Source organism: Campylobacter sp. RM16189 (assembly GCF_012978815.1).
Taxonomy (GTDB): Bacteria; Campylobacterota; Campylobacteria; order Campylobacterales; family Campylobacteraceae; genus Campylobacter_A.
The window spans coordinates 1-24339 of the sequence record NZ_LIWR01000011.1 but is presented as its reverse complement, the minus strand read 5'-3'; the positions used below and the strand labels follow the sequence as shown (position 1 = coordinate 24339).

The 24339-nt window shown below is 35.7% G+C and carries 18 protein-coding genes; 5 read left to right on the top strand and 13 right to left on the bottom strand.

Going from position 1 to position 24339, the window contains the following annotated elements; translation table 11 throughout:
• From CDOM16189_RS07605 to CDOM16189_RS07580, 6 genes are all read right to left on the bottom strand, one after another.
• Positions 1-1495: methyl-accepting chemotaxis protein (locus tag CDOM16189_RS07605; protein ID WP_169975972.1), on the bottom strand; the 1495-nt coding region annotated here is incomplete at its 3' end.
• A 133-nt stretch (positions 1496-1628) separates the two neighbouring features.
• Positions 1629-4187 carry a molybdopterin-dependent oxidoreductase gene (locus CDOM16189_RS07600; RefSeq protein ID WP_170000921.1) on the bottom strand — a complete coding sequence of 853 codons (2559 nt, stop codon included), beginning with the start codon at positions 4185-4187 and terminating at the stop codon, positions 1629-1631.
• A gap of 48 nt (positions 4188-4235) precedes the next feature.
• On the bottom strand, positions 4236-4802 hold the full coding sequence (locus tag CDOM16189_RS07595) for a cytochrome C (protein ID WP_169975976.1): 567 nt from the start codon (positions 4800-4802) through the stop codon (positions 4236-4238).
• Positions 4803-4992: 190 nt separating this feature from the next.
• Complete coding sequence (locus CDOM16189_RS07590) at positions 4993-5721, bottom strand: response regulator transcription factor (RefSeq protein ID WP_169975978.1); 729 nt, start codon at positions 5719-5721, stop codon at positions 4993-4995.
• Positions 5714-6952, bottom strand: coding sequence for an ATP-binding protein (locus CDOM16189_RS07585; RefSeq protein ID WP_349304346.1), 1239 nt, complete (start codon positions 6950-6952; stop codon positions 5714-5716). Before CDOM16189_RS07585 ends, CDOM16189_RS07590 begins: the two co-directional genes overlap by 8 nt.
• Before the next feature lie 38 nt (positions 6953-6990).
• Positions 6991-8007 (bottom strand): bifunctional 3,4-dihydroxy-2-butanone 4-phosphate synthase/GTP cyclohydrolase II, encoded by a 1017-nt coding sequence (locus tag CDOM16189_RS07580; protein ID WP_169975980.1) that lies wholly within the window; start codon positions 8005-8007, stop codon positions 6991-6993.
• 222 nt (positions 8008-8229) lie between these two features.
• Between CDOM16189_RS07580 and CDOM16189_RS07575 the strand changes: the two genes are divergently transcribed.
• Entirely contained in the window at positions 8230-9051 is an 822-nt protein-coding gene (locus CDOM16189_RS07575; protein ID WP_169975982.1) for a class I SAM-dependent methyltransferase, read from the top strand.
• Positions 9052-9068: 17 nt separating this feature from the next.
• Here CDOM16189_RS07575 and CDOM16189_RS07570 read toward each other — a convergent pair whose 3' ends face one another.
• The 4 genes from CDOM16189_RS07570 to CDOM16189_RS07555 form a co-directional block, all read right to left on the bottom strand.
• A complete protein-coding gene (locus CDOM16189_RS07570; protein WP_169975984.1) occupies positions 9069-10271 on the bottom strand; it encodes an MFS transporter in 1203 nt (400 codons plus the stop codon).
• A 101-nt stretch (positions 10272-10372) separates the two neighbouring features.
• Positions 10373-12148, bottom strand: a complete 1776-nt coding sequence (locus CDOM16189_RS07565; protein WP_169975986.1) for an ABC transporter ATP-binding protein — start codon at positions 12146-12148, stop codon at positions 10373-10375.
• Positions 12141-13892, bottom strand: a complete 1752-nt coding sequence (locus CDOM16189_RS07560) for an ABC transporter ATP-binding protein (protein ID WP_169975988.1) — start codon at positions 13890-13892, stop codon at positions 12141-12143. The genes CDOM16189_RS07565 and CDOM16189_RS07560 overlap by 8 nt, the downstream gene beginning before the upstream one ends.
• Before the next feature lie 85 nt (positions 13893-13977).
• Positions 13978-16053 (bottom strand): TonB-dependent receptor, encoded by a 2076-nt coding sequence (locus CDOM16189_RS07555; protein ID WP_169975990.1) that lies wholly within the window; start codon positions 16051-16053, stop codon positions 13978-13980.
• Between the two features lie 106 nt (positions 16054-16159).
• On the opposite strand from CDOM16189_RS07555, the gene CDOM16189_RS07550 reads away from it, so the two are divergent.
• A complete protein-coding gene (locus CDOM16189_RS07550; RefSeq protein ID WP_169975992.1) occupies positions 16160-17119 on the top strand; it encodes a helix-turn-helix transcriptional regulator in 960 nt (319 codons plus the stop codon).
• A 417-nt stretch (positions 17120-17536) separates the two neighbouring features.
• On the opposite strand, the gene CDOM16189_RS07545 is transcribed toward CDOM16189_RS07550, so the two are convergent.
• Positions 17537-18691 (bottom strand): restriction endonuclease subunit S domain-containing protein, encoded by a 1155-nt coding sequence (locus tag CDOM16189_RS07545; RefSeq protein WP_169975994.1) that lies wholly within the window; start codon positions 18689-18691, stop codon positions 17537-17539.
• 218 nt (positions 18692-18909) lie between these two features.
• Here CDOM16189_RS07545 and CDOM16189_RS07540 point away from each other — a divergent pair, with 218 nt between their 5' ends.
• Positions 18910-19200 (top strand): hypothetical protein, encoded by a 291-nt coding sequence (locus CDOM16189_RS07540; protein ID WP_170000920.1) that lies wholly within the window; start codon positions 18910-18912, stop codon positions 19198-19200.
• Positions 19201-19349: 149 nt separating this feature from the next.
• Here the strand turns inward: CDOM16189_RS07540 and CDOM16189_RS07535 are convergent, their stop codons facing one another.
• Positions 19350-20357, bottom strand: a complete 1008-nt coding sequence (locus tag CDOM16189_RS07535; protein ID WP_169976201.1) for an IS1595 family transposase — start codon at positions 20355-20357, stop codon at positions 19350-19352.
• Positions 20358-20555: 198 nt separating this feature from the next.
• On the opposite strand from CDOM16189_RS07535, the gene CDOM16189_RS07530 reads away from it, so the two are divergent.
• Positions 20556-20771: a DUF6471 domain-containing protein gene (locus CDOM16189_RS07530; RefSeq protein WP_169976203.1), complete on the top strand. Its 216-nt coding sequence runs from the start codon at positions 20556-20558 to the stop codon at positions 20769-20771.
• A gap of 321 nt (positions 20772-21092) precedes the next feature.
• On the opposite strand, the gene CDOM16189_RS07525 is transcribed toward CDOM16189_RS07530, so the two are convergent.
• A complete protein-coding gene (locus CDOM16189_RS07525; RefSeq protein WP_249321649.1) occupies positions 21093-22937 on the bottom strand; it encodes a response regulator in 1845 nt (614 codons plus the stop codon).
• 182 nt (positions 22938-23119) lie between these two features.
• Between CDOM16189_RS07525 and CDOM16189_RS07520 the strand changes: the two genes are divergently transcribed.
• Positions 23120-23962: a Cj0814-related protein gene (locus CDOM16189_RS07520; protein ID WP_169976205.1), complete on the top strand. Its 843-nt coding sequence runs from the start codon at positions 23120-23122 to the stop codon at positions 23960-23962.
• Positions 23963-24339: the final 377 nt, after the last annotated feature.

Sequence of the window (24339 nt, the reverse complement as noted above, 5' to 3'; positions counted from 1 at the left end):
CTGCAGCACTTTCTTGAAGAGAATTTGCTTGGATGTTGGTTCCGTCGGTAAGCTCCCTCATAGATTTAGCCAAAATATTAGCCTTTTCCTCGAGCATCTGAGCCTCATTTAGATTGTCTTGAAGCATCTTACAAATTACATCTCCCATGTTTTTAACACCCATAACCATATCTTTCAAATCACTTTCAAGACCCTCTCTAAGCACTACTTTTTGAGTAAAATCATTTTTTGTATATAGGTTTAAGACTTTTGTGATATCTTTTAAATTTTCAGATATAGAATCAAAGAATGTATTTAGTAAATCTTTTAACTCCAAAAGTGATGGATTATTTGGATCGGATGAAATTTTCACACCCAAATTTCCTCTGATCATCAAATTCGCAACACTATTTAGCTCATCTATCATCATGTTGTCTTTCTTAATGCCTTCTATAACCTTATCTATATTTTCATTTATAACCCTACTCATGACTCCAAATTCATCATTTGTGCTTATTTCTAACTTTTTAGGAGCCTTTGCCTCATAGGTCACAAATTTAAATACGTCATTTAGCTTATCTTGGATGGCTTTTATTGGATTTAGCGATTTTTTAAGCAGTATGTATACAAACGCTGAAAGAGCTATCACAAATATTATCGCTAAAATAGCTTGAGTTCTTAAAATAGGCATAGTATTGTTACTGAAAGTATCGCCCTCAATCTCTGCTACAGCCAGCCAACCCTCACTATTTAAAGATAAAATTTTAGCAAATACATTGTGATTTTCTTGATTTACATAAGAAATCAATCCATTTTCATCAAAATTTTTACTCTCAACCTCTTTCATAAGCTGCACTGTTGAAGGCAGAGATTTTGACAAATTGCCTGAGTTTGAATGCATTAAAATTTTTGCATCTTTGCCTTCAATGACATAGATATAGCTATACTCGGTTCTACCCATTTCAAGTATCTCTTTATTTAGTCCATCTATGCCAACATTTAAAGACGCCACACCTATTAGCTTGCCATCTTTTATAGCAGGAGCAGAAAAACTAACCACTAGTTGATTATTTGCCACAGATATATAAGGCTCTGTAAAGATAGCCTTATTTTCAGATTTTGCCTTTTTATACCAGCCACGAGTCCTTGGATCATAGTCTTTTGCCGGGTTTCCGTCCGAAAAAAATGTCGCACCATCAGACTCTCTACCGTAATAAGCAAGAGATATTAAGCTAGTGCCCCAATGCCTAGCATCTTTGACTATTTTGAAAATTTCATCATCGCTTCCAGATGAATTCGCTATATCTCTAGCAAGTTTTACTACATACTCTTTATAGGAATCAAAAAATTCACCCATAACACTTTTTACATCTTTTAGGATCTGCTCTTGATTTTGATTTACAAGTTTGACAATTTTATCCTGAGCCATACAATAATTAACCACAGATATGGCAGCAAACGAAATAAAAAGCGCCACAATAAGCATAATAGCGATTTTGTTTGTTATTGATCTCATTTAATATTTTCCTTATTTTAAATTTTAATTAATTCTACTAGTTTATTATTTAAAAGATATTAAAATAAATGGGATTACAAAATGTAGAAAATATATAAATTCTACCGCCGAATAAAGCGGTAGAATTTGGATATCACATAGCGAATTTAGGATCGCTAAATGCAGTTAGTTTAGGCGCCTCGCCTTTGAATTTCTCGATATTTACAAGAGCTGTATGAGAGATATTTCCGTTTGCAAGTTTGCTGGTTGGCATATCTATGGTTAGCATGTTTGCCGAACCGTTTTTGCATAGTCCGTTCATATCAGGATCATACCAAGCACCCTCGCAAAGTCTCACAACGCCAGGCATGATGTTTTTGGTTACAACCGCTCCCGCAAGCGCTTCACCACGAGCGTTAAAGACGCGAACTAAATCGCCGTTTTTAATACCGAGCGATTTGGCGTCTTTTTCGTGTATCCAAATCGGCTCTCGATTTGCCACTGCGTAGTTATCGCGGATGCTTGTGTTGCTTAGTTGCGAGTGAAGTCTATCTGCCGGGTGAGCGCTTATCATATGGAATTTAGCAGGTTTATCCTTCATACCCAGCCACTCGATAGGCTCAAACCACATAGGGTGAGCTTTGCAGTCGTCATATCCCATCTTTTCGATAGTTTCTGAGTAAATTTCTATAAGACCTGACGGCGTTCCCAGTGCGTTTAGGATAGGATCTTCTCTAAATTCGCCAAATCTCACCCACTGATCGCTCTCAGGTGTAGAAGCAAATGTAATAGCCTTGTTTTCATTCCAGAATTCGTTAAATTCTTTCATGTCTGTTACTAGATCAGGGTTTGCTTTTACCTGAGCGTATGCTCCGTTGTAATACTCTTTTATCCAGTCAAATTCGTCTTTTCCATTATCTGTGTAGGCTACGACTAAATTTTTAGCATAAGCTTTGCATAGATCGGTGAAAATTTGATAGTCATCTCTTGCCTCACCAAATTTCTCAACAACTTGTTTCATCGGAACAATGTTCATATTTGAGTAATCACCGGTCATAGTGATGTCGTTTCTCTCATACTGAGTTGTTGTAGGGAACACTATATCAGCCATCTTTGCAGTCGGCGTCCAGTATGGCTCATTTACTACGATAGTGCGAGGTTTTTGCCACGCTTTTACAAGTGTGTTTGTATCTTGGTGGTGGCAGAAAGGGTTGCCGCCGACCCAGTAGATAAAGTCGATATCAGGATATGTTATCTTCTTACCGTTGTGATCTATAATTTTGCCCGGATTTAGCAGAGCTTCAGCTATCCTAGCTAGAGGGAATACATACTCTGTCGCTTTCGAAAGCCAGCTTTGACCTGTGCCACCCGAAGAAACAGTTTTTGCTACAAATTTACCATTTTTATCAAAGCCACCTGTAACACTTCCTATAAACTCTCCCGCTTCATTGAAATTTCCAACGCTTGCGCTGTTCATACCGCTTAATACGCCGCCTTTGCAAGTCGGCGCACCGCCGTTTGAGTAGTGATAGCTAAGACCAAATCCACCGCCAGGAAGTCCGATTTGTCCAAGCATAGCAGCTAGAGTTACCATAGCCCAGTGCGGTTGCTCGCCGTAATGAGCTCTTTGCATACCCCATCCGCTCATTAGCATAGTGCGGTTATCCATAAAGGTATCTGCAAGCTCTTTTATAAGCGAAGCTTTAAGTCCGCAAATTTTACTCGCCCACTCTAGGTCTTTTGCCACGCCGTCTGTCTTGCCAAGCAGGTAAGGAAGGAATTTATCAAAGCCCACTGTGTAAGTTGAGATAAACTCTTTATCGTATTTGTCACTTGTATATAGGTAGTGCATCATACCAAGCATCATCGCTGTATCGGTATTTGGCAGAGGAGTTACCCACTGAGCTTTGTCGAAGTATTGAGCTGTTTCGCTCTTGATAGGATCGATGATGATCACTTTTTTGCCCGATTTTTTAAGCTCTTCAAAGTATTTAAAGCCTTGCTCGTCTGTCGAAGTCCAAGCTATGCGAAGTGTGGATATAGGATTTGCTCCCCAGATAACTACTACTTTTGAGTGCTCAAGTATAAGCGGCCAGCTGGTTTGTTGCTCATACACTTCGATACTTCCTACAACGTGAGGCATGATAACTTGACTTGCTCCCGTTGAATAATCGCCCAAGTGACCCACAAATCCGCCGCTTAAGTTCATAAATCTATGAAGCAAAATTCTTGAGTTGTGCACGTTACCGCTTGATTTCCAGCCGTAGCTTCCTGCAAATACAGCTTGGTTGCCCTTTTCTTTTCTCGTCTTTTTAAGCTCTCTAGCAACAAGCTTGATAGCATCTTCGTATCTTACTCTAACCCACTCGTCTTTGCCTCTAAGTTCCGGTTTTGGGTTATTTGGATCCATTAGATAGCTTTTGCGCACCATTGGGTATTTGATACGGCTTTTATAGACCATATCGGCTGTGAAATTTTGAAGCGGGTTTGGTATCTCGCTTGTCTTTTGCACAGGACCTGAACCTACGATAACTCCGTCTTTAACGTCCACTTTTAGCATACCCCAGTGAGCTGCGGTATTTACGGTGCCGTTTTTTACAAGGGCCGGATTTAGCTCATCGGCTAGTAAATTTGTGGCTGTAACCTTTGATAGCAGAGGAGCTCCGGCTAAAAGTGCGCCAAATTTTAAAACATCTCGTCTTTGTCTATTCATCTTTTCTCCTTTTGTGGTTTTTATCTCTCGTCTAAGCATTTTTAGGCACTACTTCACATCCGAAGAGTGTTTTTGAAGATATTGCGTGATGAGCCACTCGTCTTTTTTGTCTATCGCGGTTCTGCTAAGCATCGATTTTACAAGACCCGGCCATTGGTTTGCAGTATAGTGATCGGTCGCATGAGCACCGTGGCAAATACCGCAGTTATCTTTGTATAACTGATCGGCTCTTGCAAACATAGAAGATACTTCATTTACAAATTCGCCCTTTGTGGTGTAAGCAACTGCTTCTACTTTGTCCCATTTGCCGTTTTTGCCCTTTTCAAGTGTTTTATACTCGATCTTAGCCGTCTTAGCAAATGCAGCCGCTATAACGCGCTGTGAGTCGCTATAGTAGATCACGTTATCTATAGCAGGGTTTTTGTAGCCACGGATGACTATCTTTACTCTATCTCCGCTATCTTCGCTTATCTTAACTGCGTTGGTTGGAAGCAGTCTGCCTATGGACTTGGTTGAAGTCGCATCAGAAAAAAGCGGCTTAACGACATCCGTATAAACCTCTCCTGCGGCAAATAGCGAACAGGCTAGCGTTACTGATAGTAATACCTTCTTCATATTTCTCCTTTATCGTGGTTGTAGGGAAATTATAGATAAAAAGTATGATTTAAGTATGATTTTTTTGAAATTTATGAAATTTTATGAATTTATTTAAGTAGTTTTGTGGATTTAGAAAATTTTAATAAATATACTTAATTTTAGCATAACAAATATCTATTAAATACAACTCTTGGGCTATATTTTTTTCTCAAACATAGCCAACCTCGCTCACCGTCCTATCGCACTCCTCGTTTAAGCAGAGCTTGTAGCCTCTACCTTGAGCGCTTTGGATGAGTTCAGGATATAGCTTCTTGCGAAGTTTATAGACAAACGAGCGTATCGCATCACTCGTGCAGCTCTCTCCTTGCCACACGTTAGCCTCTATCATCTCAAAGCTAACGGTTCGCGTCTGGTTTTTAAGAAACAGATGAAGTAGCGCTTGCTCCTTTTTAGTTAGCGCCACGACTTCACCGTCCTTATAAAGCTCTCTTGTAAATGCGTTAAACACAAAGCCGTTTTTAAGATCAACGCTTGCAAAATCGCTTCTAAATTTATTCGCCGCAAAGCTCATTGTCATCACTAGCTCGCGTTTGTCAAAAGGCTTTTTAAGCACGCCCGAGCTCTTAACATCGATCGCACTTAGCATATTTTCATCGCTATCATAAGCAGTTAGAAATAAAATAGGCACGTTCTCATCGCTCTTTCTGATGATCGAAGCCATTTTTAGACCGCTCATTCTGGGCATGTTGATGTCAGAAACTATCAAATTTATATTGCGCGAGCCAAAGCACTCCAGCGCCTCTTTGGCGTCCCTGCAAGCGTAAATTTCATGCACATAGTGCTCTATCGCGCTTTTTATCGCCTCTCTTAAGTCATCATCATCCTCGACCAGAAGCAAATTCACATCTTTTAATATCTCTTTTATCTTACTATACATTATCCGCCTCTTTAACCTCTCTTTTTAGATAAAGCGCAAATTTCGTGGGCTCTTTGGCGCTTTCAAGCACAAGTCTTCCGCTAAGCTTATCGGTAGCTAAAATTTTAGCCACATAAAGCCCCATGCCCGTTCCCGTCTCTTCTTTGGTCGTGAAAAACGGCTCAAAGATACGCTCTTTATCCCCTTTTATACCGCTACCGTTATCGCTTACGCTTATACAAATTTCGCCTTTTGCCCTTTGCAAACCCACCCAAACTCTGGGCTCAAAATATATATCATCTTGCATAAAATTCACAAGCTCATCTTTGGCGTTTGAAAGCAGGCTTAGTAAAATTTGCTTCACGTAAGAAGACATACCGCAAACGATAAATTCACCCTCTTCGCACTCAAACTCAAACAAAATTCCATTCGTATTCATCTGCGGCTTTACTATAAACGCAAGCTCGTTTATAACATCTTTTACATTAAAATTTATTATATTGTTATCGTTTTTATAAAAACTTCTAAAAGCACTTATCGTCTCATCCATAAGCCTGATCCCGTTTTTGCAGCGACTTAGATGAGTTCTTGTCTCGTCAAATTTGGCTTCATTTAAGCAGTCTTCGATATTTTCAAGCGATAGCAAGATAGAGCTAAGAGGCTGGCGCTGCTGATGAGATATGGAGTTTATCATCTCGCCCACAACCGCCATCTTTGCGTTAGATATGAGCATTCTGTGGTGCTCGGCCTGTTTTTCTTCAAGCTCTCTTTCGTGCGTCACATCGCTTGCTGTGATGATAAATCCGTCAAATTTAACTCCGCCCTCAAGCACGCTTGAGACGTTTAATCGGTAAAAAATTTTATCGATACAGACGATGAAATTTTGGTTTTCGTGAGGGTGGTTTTTAAGATTTAAAAAGCTTTTTAAGCACTCAAGCTCTTTGGAATTTAAAACGAGAGAGTTAAATTCTCGCTCATAGTATATTTTGCTTTCAAGATTAAAAATTTGCTCAAATTTTTTGTTTATAAATTTGATTATTCCGCTTTCATCTACGAGCAAAAGCCCCAGATTTGGAGTCTTTGCAAAGGCTCGCTCTACATCATTTTTGTTCTGTGCTTTATTGCCGGCAAGCAGATATATCAAAAAGCTAGCAAGCAAAAAGCCCGCCAAAACCAGAAATTTAACATCGCCGCTAGCGTAATAAAACCAAACGCAAATCGTCCCAAACAAGAAAAACAGAGTGAAAATCACCTTTTGCAAAAAGCCTCCTTGGTTTTGCAAATTTAAGCTTAATTAAGCTCTTTATACTCCACTATATCAAGACCAAATCCGCCAAGAGCTACGAATTCTCGGTTTTTGCTTGAGCTTAGAAGCTCGATCTCTTCAACTCCTAGCTTTCTTAAAATTTGAGCTCCGATGCCAAAGTCTTTTATAGTGCTGTCGCAGGTTTTTTCATCTTGCAAAAATACCAAAACTCCACCGTTTTCGCTTAGATACTTGATCGATTTTAAAAGATCTTCGAATTTAGCCGAGGTCAAAAGCTCGATATCGCTTGCGGTTTTGTGAAATTTTACATTTGCACGCTTGTTTATTTCGCCAAATGCAAATGCAAAATGCGTTTGGTCTTTATGGTCGATTATGTCGTATTTAACGGCATTAAAGCCAGCTATCTTAGCATCTGATTTTTCTTTTATGTCTATTAAACTCTCATGCTTTAGCCTATACTCAACCAACTCTGAAACCGAGACCATATTAAGCCCAAATTTCTTACAGAACTCCTCAAGATCGGCTCTTCTTGCCATATTTCCATCATCTTTTACGATCTCGCAAATCACCGCAGCTTGCGTCACTCCTGCGTATTTGCAAAGATCAACCGAGCCTTCTGTGTGACCTGTTCTGCTTAGCACGCCGCCTTTTTTGGCTATAAGAGGAAAGATATGCCCCGGCTTTACGAAATCTTCAGGCTTAGAAGTATGATCTGTGGCTAAACGTATCGTCATATCGCGCTCATAAGCGCTAACTCCCGTTGTAGCCGCCTTTGCATCTATCGTAACGGTAAAGGCCGTCTCGTGGCACGAGGTGTTTTTACTCACCATCAGATCAAGTTCAAGCCTCTTTGCTATCTCCTCGCAAACCGCAAGACAAAGCACACCTCTAGCGTGAGTTATGGCAAAATTTACCTTTTGCGTATCGCTAAACGCACCTGCAAAGACAAGATCGCCTTCGTTTTCTCTATCCTCATCATCGACCATTACTACCATTTTGCCGTTTCTTATATCGGCAATCGCTTGTTCAACTCTATCCATTTTTTCTCTTTATAATTAAATTTGTAAGAATTATACCTGTTTTGTTTAAAATTAAAGATTAAACTAAAATTATAAACAATTTATAAATTTTATATTTTCAACAAATAGTTGTTTTATAGACATTAGGATAAATTTGCTTTTTTAGTTTTCTTGAAACGATAATTAAATTTTAAAATATTTTTGATTATAATACTGATACAAATTATTATAAAGGTTAAAGATATGCAAAAGATTGCTTTTAACGATGACATCTCGGAAACTCTGCTTATAAATTTGTATTTTAGAAGCCTTGAAAACGAAGTAAAAGAGCCGATTTTAAAAGATGAGTTTTCAGGAGAGATAGTTAAGAATATAGATTATGATTTTGCAAAATTTGATTCAAGCGATTTAAGCCGTATAGGAGTTATCATAAGGGCTAAATTTTTTGATGACGCACTTATAGAATTCACTAAAAACAACGATGAAATCGTTATTGTGCAAGTTGGAGCAGGTCTTGACACAAGACCCCTTAGACTTGAAGAAATCTGCCCTAATGCTATCTTTTACGACCTTGATTTGCCCGATGTATCTGCACTTAGAGATAGCCTTGTACCAAAAGCCAAACGAAATTTTAATATCGCTAGCTCCATGCTAGAGACCGCTTGGATGGATGAGCTTAAGGCAAAACATCCAAATGCGAAATTTGCATTTGTGCTTGAAGGCGTTGCGATGTATTTTGAAAAAGAAGTTTTTAAAGAGTTCTTTTTAAATTTAGCTAGGAGGTTTGAAGGCATAGTCGCGCTTGATCTTATAAATAATTTTGCCGCAAAGATGGATTCTAGGAAGCATGATACGCTTAAATTTATGAAAAAAGCCGTAGTTTTTAAAATGGGTATAGAAGATCCAAGTGAGGTTGAAGAGTGGGATAAAACCGCGATAAAACATCTAAGCACGGGCGTTATGATGAGTATGTATAAAGATCGCTGGAGCCTTAGAGCAAGGATCATGAGGATATTTCCTTCAATTAGAAACTCTTGCAGGATGTTTGTGTTTAAGATAAATTGATACCAAATAATATTTAGTTAGATAAATTTCTTAAATTTTAAAATATAGAAAAAGACACCGATGCAAATAATAGACGAAAAAACGACCGTTGCTTTATACCCCACAAAAGAGGCGATAACAAAGCCAAGAGCAAAGGATATATACTGAAACAACATGCTTATACTACTTTGCAAAGCGCACTCACTTGCCGGATGCTTTGTCGCCTTTCTCATGATCATAGTTGAGACACTTACGGCGCCTACAGTATATACGGCAAAACAAATTTGACACACCAAAACCAAAACTATGAAATTCGTATATCCTAAAATAGGCAAAAGCAGAGTTAAAATCCCCGCAGCTTGGATGAGCGTAACTAAAATTATTGTTTTGATACTACCTAATTTATTTATAAGATAGCTTGCGATAACGCTACCCAACAAAACACCGCAAAGCCCGTATATATGAACTATCTTTCCAACTTCATCTAACCCTCTTCCGCTATCAACCAGTATGGGATTAATAAGCCCAAAGGACATGCAAACACCCACACCTTGAAGCATCAGCACGCTTAGCCAAAATTTCTTATCTTTAAAAAACATCGCCATGTTCTTAAAATTTACATGGTTTTGACTTTTCTCAAGCTCTCTTGGCAGCTCTTTAAAGGTTATAATCATAAAAAGCGCGATAAGCGTAAGAAAGACTAAAAACAGAGTCGAAGCTATCCAGCCGAAATTTGCATATATTATGAGCGTAACGCCGGTTCCTAAAACATGCCCGATAAAATTTCCACTAGCTCCTAGCGAATTTGCGCTTGCCAAATTTTGAGGAGTTGAAATTTTGATAATCAAAGCGCTTGATGCGATAGCCGAAGTAGCCGATAAAAAGCCAAGAAGACCCGCCATAATCAAGATAAAGCCTAAATTTTCTCGCACGTTTAAAAATGAAGTTATACCAAGAGAGATTATCATCAGAGTTAAGATAACTACGATAAAATTTTTATAAACTCCACCCATTTTTGCGACCGCAAATTCCACAAACGGCGCCCACAAAAATCTAAATCCATAAAATAATCCTATAAAATATACCGCGCCTATCTTTTTTAAGCTGAGTCCGTCTTGCCTAAGTATGGCCGCCAAGCTTTCGGAGAAAAACCCGACGCTTATGTATTGAGCCATATTTAAAGAGATTATCAAAAAGGCGATTTGGGCTTTGAAATTTAAAATTTTAATAGGCAAATTCAAAGCCCTGCCTTATAGATAGCTTAAATTTTATGCGCAAGATAAGGTCGTATTGGCAATTTATTAAGCATACCTTGGCCAAAGTGCAATTTATTAAATTTTTATTACGCATCTTTATTTTTAGCATGCCAAATTTTTACATTTTGCTGAGCTTGCCACATGCTGTAATATCTACCCTTTGCGCTTAAAAGCTCTTCATGAGAGCCTTTTTCAACCAAATTTGCATCATCAAAGACCAAAATTTGATCAGCCGCGACGATGGTAGATAGCCTATGAGCTATGACTATGACGGTTTTATCCTTTACTAAAGTATCAATAGCCTTTTGCACCGCAAGTTCGCTTGCGGTATCAAGCGCTGCGGTAGGCTCATCCAAGATCACTATAGGAGCGTCTTTTAGTATCGCTCTGGCTATGCTGATACGCTGCTTTTCTCCGCCTGAGAGATTTCCGCCTATATCGCCTACTCTAGTTTCATAGCCTTTGGGAAGCCTTGAGATAAAATCGTCACAAAGTGCCGTTTTGGCTGCATTTGCTACCTCTTTATCGCTCGCGTTTGCTCTGCCCATGCGGATATTGTTTAGCACCGTATCGTCAAAGAGATAGACATCTTGAAATACCACCGATAGGCACTTCATAAGCTCTTCTTGCCTTATACTCCTTATATCTACTCCGCCTATTTTTATCTCCCCTTTTTGCGCGTCGGCATACCTCATAAGCATCTTTATAGCCGTTGTCTTGCCACTTCCAGAGGCTCCTACTATAGCGGTCATGCTCTTGGCGGGAATTTTGAAACTAACACTATTAAGAGAGTTTTTATCGCTACCAAAATAGGCAAAATCAACCTCATTAAATTCGATATCAAACTTTTCTGGTATCGTTATAGGCGGATAAAATTCAAGCTCTTTCATATTTAAAATTTCTTTCGTGCGCCTAAAACCGTTTTCGCTAACGTCAAAAACGCTAGCCACCACTAAAAGTATCGAAAACGGCTCATTTAGCCTTGGAAGGATAACCAACACGGCCGCAAAAAGACCAAGCGAAATTTCACCGCTTATATTAAGATAAACACCCACAAAAACGGCTAACAAAGTAGTAAATATGATCAAGCTTCCTGTTAGCAAAATAGGCAAATTTGATCCCGTCATCTCATCAAGCTGAATTTGCCTTACGTTTTCTATCTCTCTTTGTAGCTTATTTGAGTTTTTGCCGATCAAATTTACGGATCGAAGCACGCCTATACCTTGGATATATTCTATTATGCTTGATTCAAGAGACGCGTTTGCCGTCATAAATTTCTTTTTATCTTCTACTGCCATCTTACGTTTTAGATTATAAAGCGGGATAGCAAGAGGCAACATCACAATAAGTATAAGAGCGATCTTTAAATTTGCAAAAAGAGTGGCGATGATAACAAAAGAGCAGATCAAAAGCGGCTCTAAAAACATAAGAGGTATCATGTTCATAAACATTACCGCAGAATCAACATTGCTTGCAAATACGGCGTTTAGCTCGCCGGTCTTATATTTAGCTAGGCTTTCAAGAGGCACTGAGGTTAGCTTTTTTCCAAGCTTTAAGCGAAGATCGTATCCTACATCCACAAAGGTGCCCGCATGATCATAATGAGAGCTTTTAAATTTAGCCACCATAAATACTATAAGCACGGCTATCATCGCTAAAACAACGAAATTTAAAGAGCTTTTATCCCCCTGATAAGCAAAAACAAGAAGAGGGTAAAACAAACAGAGCAAAACAGCTTGGGATACTATAGCTACGACGCCTGAATAAAGGCTATTTTTATACTCTTTTTGATACGAGCCTGCAATCTCTAAAAACATCTTATAAAGCTCTTTTATAGAAGCGAATTTGATATCTTTATTCATGATTGGACTCCTTGTGGATGTTCCAAATTTGAGTTTGCGTATAGCTATCCCAAAGCTTGGAGTATAAATTCTCATTTACTAAAAGCTCTTCGTGAAGTCCGTTTTCTACCACTTTTCCCTTATCAAAAACTACGATCTGATCGGCTTTTTTAATAGTTGATAGACGGTGAGCTATGATGATTACGGTTTTGCCTATTATGAGATTTGAAATGGCTTTGATGATCTTCTCTTCGTTTTCAGGGTCTGCAAATGCAGTCGCCTCATCAAGCACTATGATAGGCGCATCTCTTAAAATTGCGCGAGCTATGGTTATGCGCTGCTTTTGCCCTCCGCTTAAATTTGCACCTCTATCACCGCAAATAGTATCATATCCATTTGGCAAAGTCTCTATAAACTCATGAATTTGCGCTGCTTTTGCGGCACTTATCACCTCATCTCTTGTTGCATTTGGCTTTGCCATTGAGATATTTTCATACACGGTGTCGTTAAACAAAAATGTATCTTGAAATACGAAAGATACGAAATTCATTAGCTTCATAGGCTCAATTTGCCTTACATCAACTCCTCCTATTAAAATTTCTCCTTCATTAACGTCCCAAAATCTAGGTATCAGCTGAGCTGCCGTGCTTTTGCCCGCTCCGCTTGGGCCAACAAGCGCCGTTACACTCCCGACCTCAACCTTGAAATTAACCTCTTTAAGGGCGAATTCCTCTCTTGTTTCATATTTAAAGCTTACGTTTTTAAACTCTACGAAACTATCTCTTGGCTCTTTAAATGAGTCTGAAATTCTAAGAGGCTTTATATCTAAAATTTCTAAAATTCCGCTTGCTGCCGCCCTTGACTGCTGAACAAAATTATTTACCCACATAAGCGGCATCATCGACTCTATAATGCCTGCTGCAAGTATCAACGCTCCTATAAATTTGCCAAATTCCAAACTGCCATTCATATAAAGATAACTACCCGCTATACCCACAACAACAAGAGTTATAATCGGACTAGCAAGCATTATAGCAACCCTTGAAGCGGTAGTCGTCAGAGCTATCCACTCCTTAAGACTCTTGCAGTAGGCGTTAAGAGCATCGTTATAGCGCTTAAAGGAGCTTGCGCCGTCACTAAATGTCCTAACCACCGGCATAGCTTGAACAAATTCTATAATAGACGCGTTTATAAGCGCTTGGTTATCGTCATACTCTTTTCTATATTTTGCATTATCTTTAAAAGCCATACTCATAACAGCCGCACTTACAAAAACCAAAGTGAGGCTAAGCACCAAAAGCCTTAGATCAAAAAAGCCAAGTGCGATTAGGCATGCAATAGGAGTTACGGCCACTCTTGCCAGCATAGGAGTAGTGTCTGCTACAAAAGAGTGTAAATTTTTCACATCATCAAGCATGCTTTTTTTAAGCTTGCCGCTTCCTTTGGTTATAACCTCTCCGAAAGGAATCGCCGCTATATGCTCAGAAAGCTTGGTGCGTAAAATTTGCTCAAGCTTAAAGGCTGCCACGTGAGATACTCTAAAGGCGTTTGAGCGCAAAAGATATTCAGCTATGATAAATCCTGTGCCTACAGACAGCAAAGTATAGTTTATCTCCGCATTTGCAAGATACGAGATGACAAAAGCAAAAATACTAAAAGCGAGCACATAGCAGATAGATGCGATGCTTGCTAAGATCATGCCTAGCTTTATCTCTTTTACAACAGGCTCGATGATCCTTGTTAAATCTCCTTGCTTTTCTTTCATGGGAATTCCTTAATTTTATTTGAGCGAATTTAATCCGCTATAAGCAGAAATTTGGGCTTATAAACAACAAGCCCAAATTTGAAGTTTAAAATGAATATCTAACACCTAAGCCAAATCTTCTTGGATCGGCAAAGTGATTCATCCCCGATATGCCTCCGTGATGCATGAAGGTTACGACGTGAGAGTTGCTTGTGATATTTGTTACGTATCCATAGATATCAAAGGCCTTAAGCCTATATCCGGCACGAATATCGGCGGTCATCCAAGATTTTTGCTTAAATTTATTCTCAGCATCAAAATACTTATCGCCATTTCCTCTTAGATCAACTCTTGTATAAAATCCACTAGGATGAGTGTAAGCTACGCCCAAATTTAAAGTATAATTTGGAGTATTTTCTATCCTTTTATTAACCGCATTTGGATACTGGATATTCTCTTTATATTTGGTCTTATTTATGCCCAACGCTCCGCTTATATCAAGCTCATTACTAACTCTATAAAAGGCTTCAAGCTCGATTCCGTCGCTTTTTGCTTCTCCTCCATTACTTGTAACAAATATTCCTCCCGGCAAAATAGAGTATAGATGTATATCCTTGATATCCATATGAAATGCCGATATGCTAAATCTAAGACGATTATCAAAGGCGTTACCTCTAAGCCCTATCTCGTAGTTGTGGCTCTTTTGCGCATCGAAAGCTTGCTCTTTGATAAATGCGTAGTAGTTGTATCCGCCCGCCAAATAACCTTGAGAATATGATAAGAACGCACTCAAATCATCATTTATCCTATAGGTTAGTCCTGCTTTAGGAAGGAATTTGTTCCAAGTTTTAGAATCGTTTAAAGTATTTATAGGAGCACCTTTAGGCATACCAAGAGGAGTCATAAAAGCCGCCATATCTATATCTTTTTTGATCTTTTGAAATCTTCCTCCAAGCGTTAATAAAAAGCTATCCGTTAGCTCATAAGTTCCTTGTCCAAAGACCGCTGCAGTATCGCCTTTTACCGTTGCAGGAGCGTCCATTTCCATCTTCATTCCGCCTTGACTAAACTGCTGACCCATTCTTTTGTTTTCAGTCTTTTCACGCTCGAAATAAAGCCCGCTAACCCACTTAAATTTATCGGCATTTATACTCGCAAGCCTAAATTCTTGAGACAAAGTATCTAAATGCACATCTTGAAACTGGATTAATCCATTAGAAGGAAGTAACGGAGCATAAGTAAAGTCGCTATCGTAAATTCCATTTGCTTTTGATTTCTTATGAGTAGTTACGGACGAAAATTTAACTCTATCAAACTCATAATCGACTCCAAAAGCTTGAGAAAAAGTTTTAACCAAGCTATATGTAGGTCCTTCAAAATTTGCTTTTTTGGCATCCTTTAAATCTATAGTGCCAAAAAATCCTGTTCCTCCTTGATAAAAATGCTCTTTAGACCTCTCCTCAACCAAAGTTAAGCGCGTGGTTAGCCTATCTGTGGGCTTGAGCGTAAAGGCTAGATCAAATTTATGATCGTTTGTTTTATTGGCTTTTTTATCGCCGTTATACTCATTTGTTATCCAGCCGTCATCCTTTGAAGCGTATCCTCCGATATTTAAGAATAAAACATCATCTATTAGCGCACCGTTTGCGTTAAAATTTCCCATCATGTAGTTATATGATCCGTATTCGCTTCCTACAGCGCCGCTCCACTCGTTTTTAGGCGGTTTTGATACGACATTTACAACACCTCCGATTGAATCTTTGCCATAAATCGTGCTTTGAGGTCCGCGCAAGATTTCAACTCTCTCGACATTGTTTAAAATAGAGTTGTAATTGCCCATATTATTGCTCGTAGAAATACCGTCTATATATATGGTAACCGGATTTGAATTAGTAAAATCGGAGTGATTTATGCCGCGAAAATTTACTCTTGTTTTATAGATAAAATGCTCGGCACTTAGGTTTGGAATCTGGCGCATGATGCTGTCAGTATCCTTTATACGCTTTTCTTCTATCTCGTTTTCATCTATCACGCTTATGCTCTGAGGGATATCTTTGATATTTTCCTCCATTTTATTGGCTGAAACCGTTACTTCTTTTAAAGAAACAGAGTCAGCTCCAAACAGACAAACGCTCGCTGCAACTGAGATAATTCCGACAAATTTTATATGATTTAAGCTCATTCAAAACTCCTTAAAAGTTATTCAAGCTTAATGCTACTATAATTTGATAATTATTACTATTACTTTTTAATGGTAAAGGGATTAAATTTAACGGTGCAGGGATTTTATGAGTAGTTTTTCTGAGCTAGAGCAATTTTTTAACGAGACTTGGGGTGGAAACGAGCGTTGCTTAAAAAATTTAAGCCTAAAAACAAATGAGATGATCTTAAACATACAGATATTTAATAACGCAAACGGTTTTGGTTACGGAATGTTTGATATGTATTTTGATGATTACAAGGTCTTTAACTCCGCAGACATAGGCAAATACTCTTTTGTCTATTTTAATACAGGCAACAGTTCGGTGTGTATGAATTACGAAAAAAATAGCACAAATAATATCTTTAAACCAAATGATGCTTGGATAGGAGTTATAAAAGAGCCTTTTAAGGGTAAAGTAACCTATGAGCGAAAAAAGCGATTTAAGAGTCAGTGTATATTTATAGACAATGAACTAATCAGCGATTTTCCTTTATTTAACGAGATAAACAGCCTTGAGCCTGCAAGTATAAAAACAAGCTCTACAAATTTAACTCAAAAACTCATCCTTCAAGACTTAGAAAATTCGCATATATATAAGGGCAAAATGAGAGAAATTTTTATAGAGGCTAAAATTTTGGAGATGATATATAAAAGTTTTTCGGCTTGCGATAACTACGAGTGCTGCAAAGGGCTAAATTTATGCGAACATGACATAGCTGCGATAAAAAAAGCTAGAGAAATTTTGCTTAAAAATATGTCAAATCCACCGTCAATCAAAGAGCTTGCCAAAATTTGTGCCATAAATGAATTTAAACTCAAAAAAGGCTTTAAACAGCATTTTAACAATACTATCTATGGCATGCTTCAAGAAGAGAGACTTAAAAACGCTAAAGAGCTTTTAATGAGAAACGATGTGAGCGTAAAAGAGGCGGCTAGTATCGTAGGATATAGATCCTTGGCGCATTTTAGTAAGATTTTTAAAGAGAAATTTAATGTGCTGCCAATGGAAATCTCAAAACATAAAAAATTTTGGATTAAAGCTTAGAATACTAAATTTTCTAATCAATGTAATTTCAGCAAAAATTAAGTAAGTTTTTAAGGGCTTTCAAACATCGATAAAATTGGGATTTGGTTGCGGAGGACGGAACAGAACAAGTCTATTAAGTGCCGTATTATAGGGATTTTGTTTAATTAAATTTTTAAGTGACTCACATCTGACTCACTTTTTTTGGGAATTTTTTAGAATAAATTAGTTTAAAAAAGGAAAAAGATAGAAAAAGTTAGAATAACTATTTTTAAAGATCTAAGATGTATAAATTTCTTAATCAACCAACACCTTTTTTAACATAACATATTCAGTTGTTCTATACTCTTCTTTAAAACCGCAACTTAGAAATAAGTTTATTGCCGGATTATCTACGCTATTATGTAGCAAATGCACAAAATAAAAATAGATTAAAAACTAACTCAGTATTTTTTCAATTTCTCTAACTGTATTATTTAATGATTGATATGCCATACTCCTTAATTTGAAACTCCTTTTGATTTTTTCAGTGATTAGCTTTGAAACTTTATCGTCTATCCCAGGGATTCGTATTTTCATAAACTCATCTTTAGTAATAGCAGTTAGAATTGTACCCAAACATCCCTTTTTAAGCAATGATTGAATCGGATATGATTTTAATAAAACCATTAAACATTCAGATGTAATCATTTCTTTTTTTGGAGATAAAACATAAAACCCCGTAGAAGATACTGCTCTATCAAATTTTTCTGTTACTATCGCACAGCTTTGCAAACTTCCCTCAATAGACGAAACTAACACATCTCCTTTGTTAATTAGCCTTCTAGCACGAGTAGGCAATTCTGATCCATAGTATTCCTCGCATCCTGCAATATATCCATTTGCTCCAATATTGGCGAGTTCTATATACATGTATCTTTCGTTCTTGTTTGGAATAAAATTATTATTTTTTAATGTTGCATTTTTATCAATTTCTTGAGACTTAAATTTTGAAAGATTGTTTTCAATATCAGAATATTTTTGTTGAAAATATTCTGAATCTAACCTATTGAGATTAATAATACTTTCTAAATTTTTTATTGTATATTCAATGCTGTGTTTTGGTTCACAATCGTTAGATCTTAAATATTCCAACATTATATTAGAAGCCTCTTGATATAATTCCTTTGATTTCTGAATATAATTTTGTGATTTTTGAACACATTGATTTATTAAACTGTTGTTTTCAACTATTTTTATTGGAATTGGTAATTCATTGAAAACAAAATCATAAAATCTTGGATGCTCTGTGCCATATTGACTTAATTTTAAAATATTTTGAACGTCTCTCGTCAGGCAAAATGCCAGTAGAGTATTCGAGGATAATTCGTTGTTTATTGGTCTATAAACCAAATATTCACTAGATACTATTTGTTTTTCTATGTTTTTTGGTACTACTGCAAATTCTTTCAAATATGAGCGCAGTCTTGAAATAATAAAATCACCAGCAATAACTTCTTTTTTTGTGCTATTCAATTCATTTATTAAATCACCATCTTGGAGAAAATTTCCTAAAGAATGTGTTAAGTCATAACATATAGCTTTGTCATCCAAGCAATTGACATTTTTTTAATATTTTCAAAATAATCTTGTACTTTTTTATCAGATTTTATTTTTGATATACTTTCAAATCTTAAACTGCTATTAAAATCGCTATTATGTAGCAAATGCACAAGACTTTCATCATAAAAGAGGCTAAGATTCTGTAATGGCTTTTAAATAATAGACATTTCTTTTTAAGCTATAAAAACATTTACTTTAAAGGATTTGTTATGGCAGTTCTTGAAAAGCTAGGAGCGAAGCGAGTAGAAACTCACGTAATATCAGCTCTTGTATCTAAACATTCTGAAATTAAAGGACAGATAAAACATTATCAAGAGATGATAACTGAGTTACAAGATGAACTATCTACTATAAGTAAAGCCATTATGATATTTGATCCAAACTATAATATAAACGATATAAAAACTAAAAACATTACTAATAATAGACGTTTTTCTCGTGGAGAGCTTAGTAGAAAGATAATAGAGTGTATAAAAGAAAAACCTAGCAACGTTAAATAGATAACCGATTATGTATCAATTGGCAGTAATAAAAGCAGTAAAGAGATAGTGGAGTATAGAAAGAATATCTATTCTGCAATAAGAAATATGGAAATGAGAAATATTTTAAACTCTTTTGAAGTAGATGGAATTAAACACTATAAAATATCTTAAGCTCCAAGTCTTTCAGCTACTCTCTTATTACCCTGCCAATATCCACAGAATTCATTAGATATGCTATTATTAGCCAAGCATCTTGATAAAATATCATCCACTATGGATCTATTATCTAGCCTTCTGGTATCTTCTCTATATGCTATCTCATTAGCATAGTTTGAAAGATAAAGAACGCCTATTCTATAAAGCTGTCCATACTGCATACGTCTAAATCTTGAGTTAAAGCTTTCCGATTGATTATTATTCTCTCCATTTACTCCGCTATACTCTATTTGATGATTTACTCTTTTTAAATCGTAATGGGCTAATAAATCATCATAAGCCGAACTTTCATCTGTATGAATTTGGGAATTTGCTAGAATATGATTTTTAGCTATTTTATTTATATCAATATTGTTCTCGCTTTTAAGAACAAAAGTCTTTGTTTTACTTGCGCCTTTACCCTTAAGGTTTCTTTCTCGAAGTGAGACAATAACCCTCTTGTTAGGTTTAAAAGCTTTACGTCTATCTATTCTATCATTTATATTATTAGCAGGTCTTATATAGTTTCCGACATAGACTCCATCCATTTCACAAATTCCTTGAAATTTCTCATTAGGTTTATGTTCCATAAGGCTTTCTCTAATCTTATGAGATAAAACCCAAGCGGTCTTATACTGAACATCTAAATCTCTACTAAGTTGAAGTGATGAAATACCTTTAGTGGCATTAGTAAATATCACTATAGCTAGTAGTATTGTTTTAAAGTCTAACTTATGAGAGTGAAATATAGTTCCGCTAGTAACGCTAAAAGTATGAAAGCAATCCTTACAACGATACTGCATTCTGCCTTCTATAAAATAATGACTATTTACACTTCCACAACTTGGACAAATAGGATTACCTTTATTATCGCTCCATCTTATCGATTTAAAATACTCATAGCAATCCTTCTCATTCATAGAAGCTATCTTTTTAACCGATACCGTTCTAGCTTTAGATGAGAGGAGGAAGTGTTGCATTTTAAATCCTTTTTATTCTTTAATTTCGCTATCTGTTTTAACTAATCAAGATTTATATATACTTTTTGTGAACGGATTATATCGTATACAGTATTTAGAGTCAACACTTTAAAGTATAAATATATATTAAAAGATATAATATATTGACAAATAGTACCATTTGTACTATAATTATTTAAATTTCAAGAAAGGTATGAGATGGATTATTTTCAAGAAGCAAAAAATATAATAAAATCTGAAATAGCAAGAAAGAATATGGATTATCAAACATTAGCTCTTTTATTAAAAGAAAAAGGCGTAGAGGATAATAGAATGAATATAGCAAATAAGATAAGCAGGGGTAAATTTAGCTTTGCATTTGCTTTGCAGATATTAGATGCTTTAGGAGTTAAGAATTTAAGAATAAGGGATTAAAAGATACATTTAATTCTTATAATTTGAATAGTACTTTAGTAGAAAAATAAATAACAACAGCAAGATAGATTTATGTCTATATCTTGCCTAGGTGTCGTGTCCACCCCTCGAATTGCTAAAAATCTTAGTAGTAAAAAATAAAAAACATGGGATAGATAAAACTATCCCAAAAACAGTCATCTTAATCAAATGTATCTATTGTTTGTAAAAAAACAAAGTCCAAGCTTTTTACAAAAAGAGTATAGTGATTTTTTTGGTTTTATCAGAAGCAACCTTTTGGATTACTTTAAAAAATATTATTTTTTATTAAACAAATAAAATTCACACCCTCACATCCACTCTCTTATAAAATCTATCCTTTTCTTGTATCTGTTTATCATTGCTATTTAGAGTATGGTTAAGATATGAGATATTGTATAGCTCATTTGAGCTTATTATGTTGTTATCAGCTAGATGTATTAAAAACCTTAATTCATTGTTTTTCATTATCTTACTTATCGCTGTCGCTCCAAGCTCTTTTAGACTTACAAATTTATCATCTTGTTTAATAGCTATGGTTTCAAAGTCAAGGCTGTTTAACTCTTCCTTACTCATATTCTTAGCTTCAAGGTTTATGCTTGCTCTTTTATCTCCTGAAGTATTTAATCTGCCCGTATCGGTATATAGATCTCTTACGTCTATCTCTCTACCGCTATCAAATTTTAAGGTTATGGTTCCGTTACTATTCATTCTCATAGCTATTACGCTATCGCTATCGTTTAATGATAGTGCGGCTTTATTACTATCTGATTCAAAGGCTCTTTTTACCTTTTCTAAATTTGATATGCTAAATTCTAATCCCGTAGCTTTCTTAAACTCATTTTCCATAGCAAGCATATAAGATGATTTACTATCTTTTAGTTTAGATATTAGCTCATCTGAGTTTTCTACATTGTAATCTTTTAAATTCTTACTTAGCCACTCTATATCTTTAGTGTGAGCGTCAAGCTCTTTATTGTAATCGTTATAAAACTTCATAAAGCTACTTCTTTGATATCCTGTGTATGAGAAGTCTTTATCTTTAGGAGTGTCTGATTCTATTATAGGATTAAACTCGCTAAGCTTTAGCTTTCCGTCAAATCCTACCTTTTCATAAGCAAAGTTATTAAATCCGCTATCTTTGTTAAATATGTTATTGTTTCTTAGATCTACCCATCCGTCTTTATTTGCGTATGCATCAAAAAAGTTCTTAATACTATCGGCTTCCGCCTTTTTGTATCTACTCTCCGGTGCAAATACGGTGTAGGGGTTATCTTGATAATAAAACATACGATTATCTATTTTTGAAGTATCAACTTCGTTTCTGCCTAATTTTCTTAAAGAAGCATTTATATCATCTACCCATGATCTTGTTATGTCGGTATTTATCTCTTTTTTAATAAACTGAGCTAAATCTATACCTTTAGTAACATCGCTTAAATTTGCTATCTTTTCATTTCCATCTTTATCATATCCTCTTACCTTAAGCTTACTAAACAGCTTATCGCTTGAATTTAATATTCCGTCTGCGTTACTGTCAAAGTTAAAAAGTAAAGCATTTGAGCTAAAATTACCTATGCCTAGCTTATCGTTATCTCCATATAAGTCTAAAAATACCTCTACGTCACCGTATTGGGTTTTTATAGTCTTTTCTTTTGCGTATTGATTTAAATTTTGCTTGTATTCTAAGATATTATCTGATTTGTTTCCTTTAAAATATCCACTATCGGTAAATTGCTCTAAACGAGTTGATGACTCTGATAAACCGATAGAAAAGCCGTATCCGTAACTCTCATGGCTCATACCGAGCTTATTATATTCTTCTCTAGTGATTCTATTTGAATTCAAAACTTTCGCCCATGCGGGCATATTGTTATAATAACTGCTTTGACCGCCATATCCTACGCCCATGTCGCCTACCATATCCAAGCCGCCTTTATATAAATAGGCTTGAGAGTTTTGCATTAGTATATCGGTAGCAGATTTTAAAAGATCGTTTTGTCTGCTTATATATTCATCTTTGCTTAGTGTTTCGTTACTTACTTTTATAAGTTCATTATTAGTAAGTTTAGAAGTTGAAATTTGTTCTTGTTTGTGTTTCAAAAACATAACATTAATGTCATAGCTGTTTTTTAGTAGAATATCCATTTAAATCCTTTTAAAAGACATTCAGGATATATCGACAAAATTTAAGATTTGTTTATGATGATTTCATGCTTAATAGATATTTTAAATCAATACTACCGGTTATTACAGCTTAAAAGACTTAAGAAAATTTAACATTAGCCGATATGAATACAGAGTGTTTTATAAATTTCAAAGGAACTAAAATGATAGGTAAAATGGATTTTACCAATGTTAATAGTTTTATAAATCATACCGATAGCAACAACATTATAGTAATGTCTGATAAAAAAGCTCACAAAGAAGAAACGCAAATACAAGATGACAAAGTAGCAGGCATTGCAGAAGTAACAAATTTAAACAAAGAACATACGCAGAATGTTATCGAAAAGATGAAACTTAAGAAAAACAATGACAATGTGTCACAAAAGGATTTAGTGGATTTTATAAAATCCACTAGCCCTATAGAAATTTATGAAACCGATAGCGATGCCGACAAGGCTGTAAAAAAAATTAAAAACAGTATGAAAGAATCCTTTATAGACTTGGCAAATATTACACCTGAAGGAAAAATAGAAGTTAAGCTATGGGGTTGGCATATGAGCGGTTGGGATAAAGAGGGTAAAGTAACTATTTGGGGTAAAGCATTAGGATATGACAAAAGCATATCGCAAGCAGAGTCTAAAAAGCTAATGCAGTTTCTACAAGATACTGAAATCGCAGGACTTCCAATGTTTGATAGCGAGCTTCTTGATAGATCGGATCTAAGTATAGAGGAATTTAAAGCAAAATGGCTAAAATTTAAAGAGGATACCGAAAAATTTCTTGGATATAATCAAGCAGAGCAAACAAACAACTTGGGTGAAAGTAAAATAAAAAAATATACCCCTGAAAAGGTAGTAAGAAAAAGCCAAACATACAAAGATGAAATCAGCAAAGAGTTTTTTACTAATTTCGTAAAAGCTCAAAAAGAGCTTGGAGTTGATATATTAGGAAGAGAGATATTGGAGCTTTTTAGCAGCTTTAATAAAATTAACGTTAGTGTATAAAAGGATATAGGTTCCAAACACTTACCTCAAAGGAATATTTTTGCTTAAACCTTTTTAAGATAATTAGAAATGTTTAAGCTATGATATCTTCAAATTTAAATCACTCCTATCAAAATTTAACTACTCAAAAGACAGATAAACTACATTAAATAAAAAGTTAAAGCAGAAGTTTTTATAAATAAAATCTTAAATTTAAAGAATTATAGAGTTTGATGCTGTCTTGTGCATTTGCTACATAATAGCGATTAAAATTACTATCTAGTATTAAATGTTCTTTATTTATTTCATCTAATGTTCTAATGTTTGTATCTATACTTAAAATTCCATATTATATATCATCATTAAAAAAGCTTAATTTTTCTTGTTTGGCAAAAAAC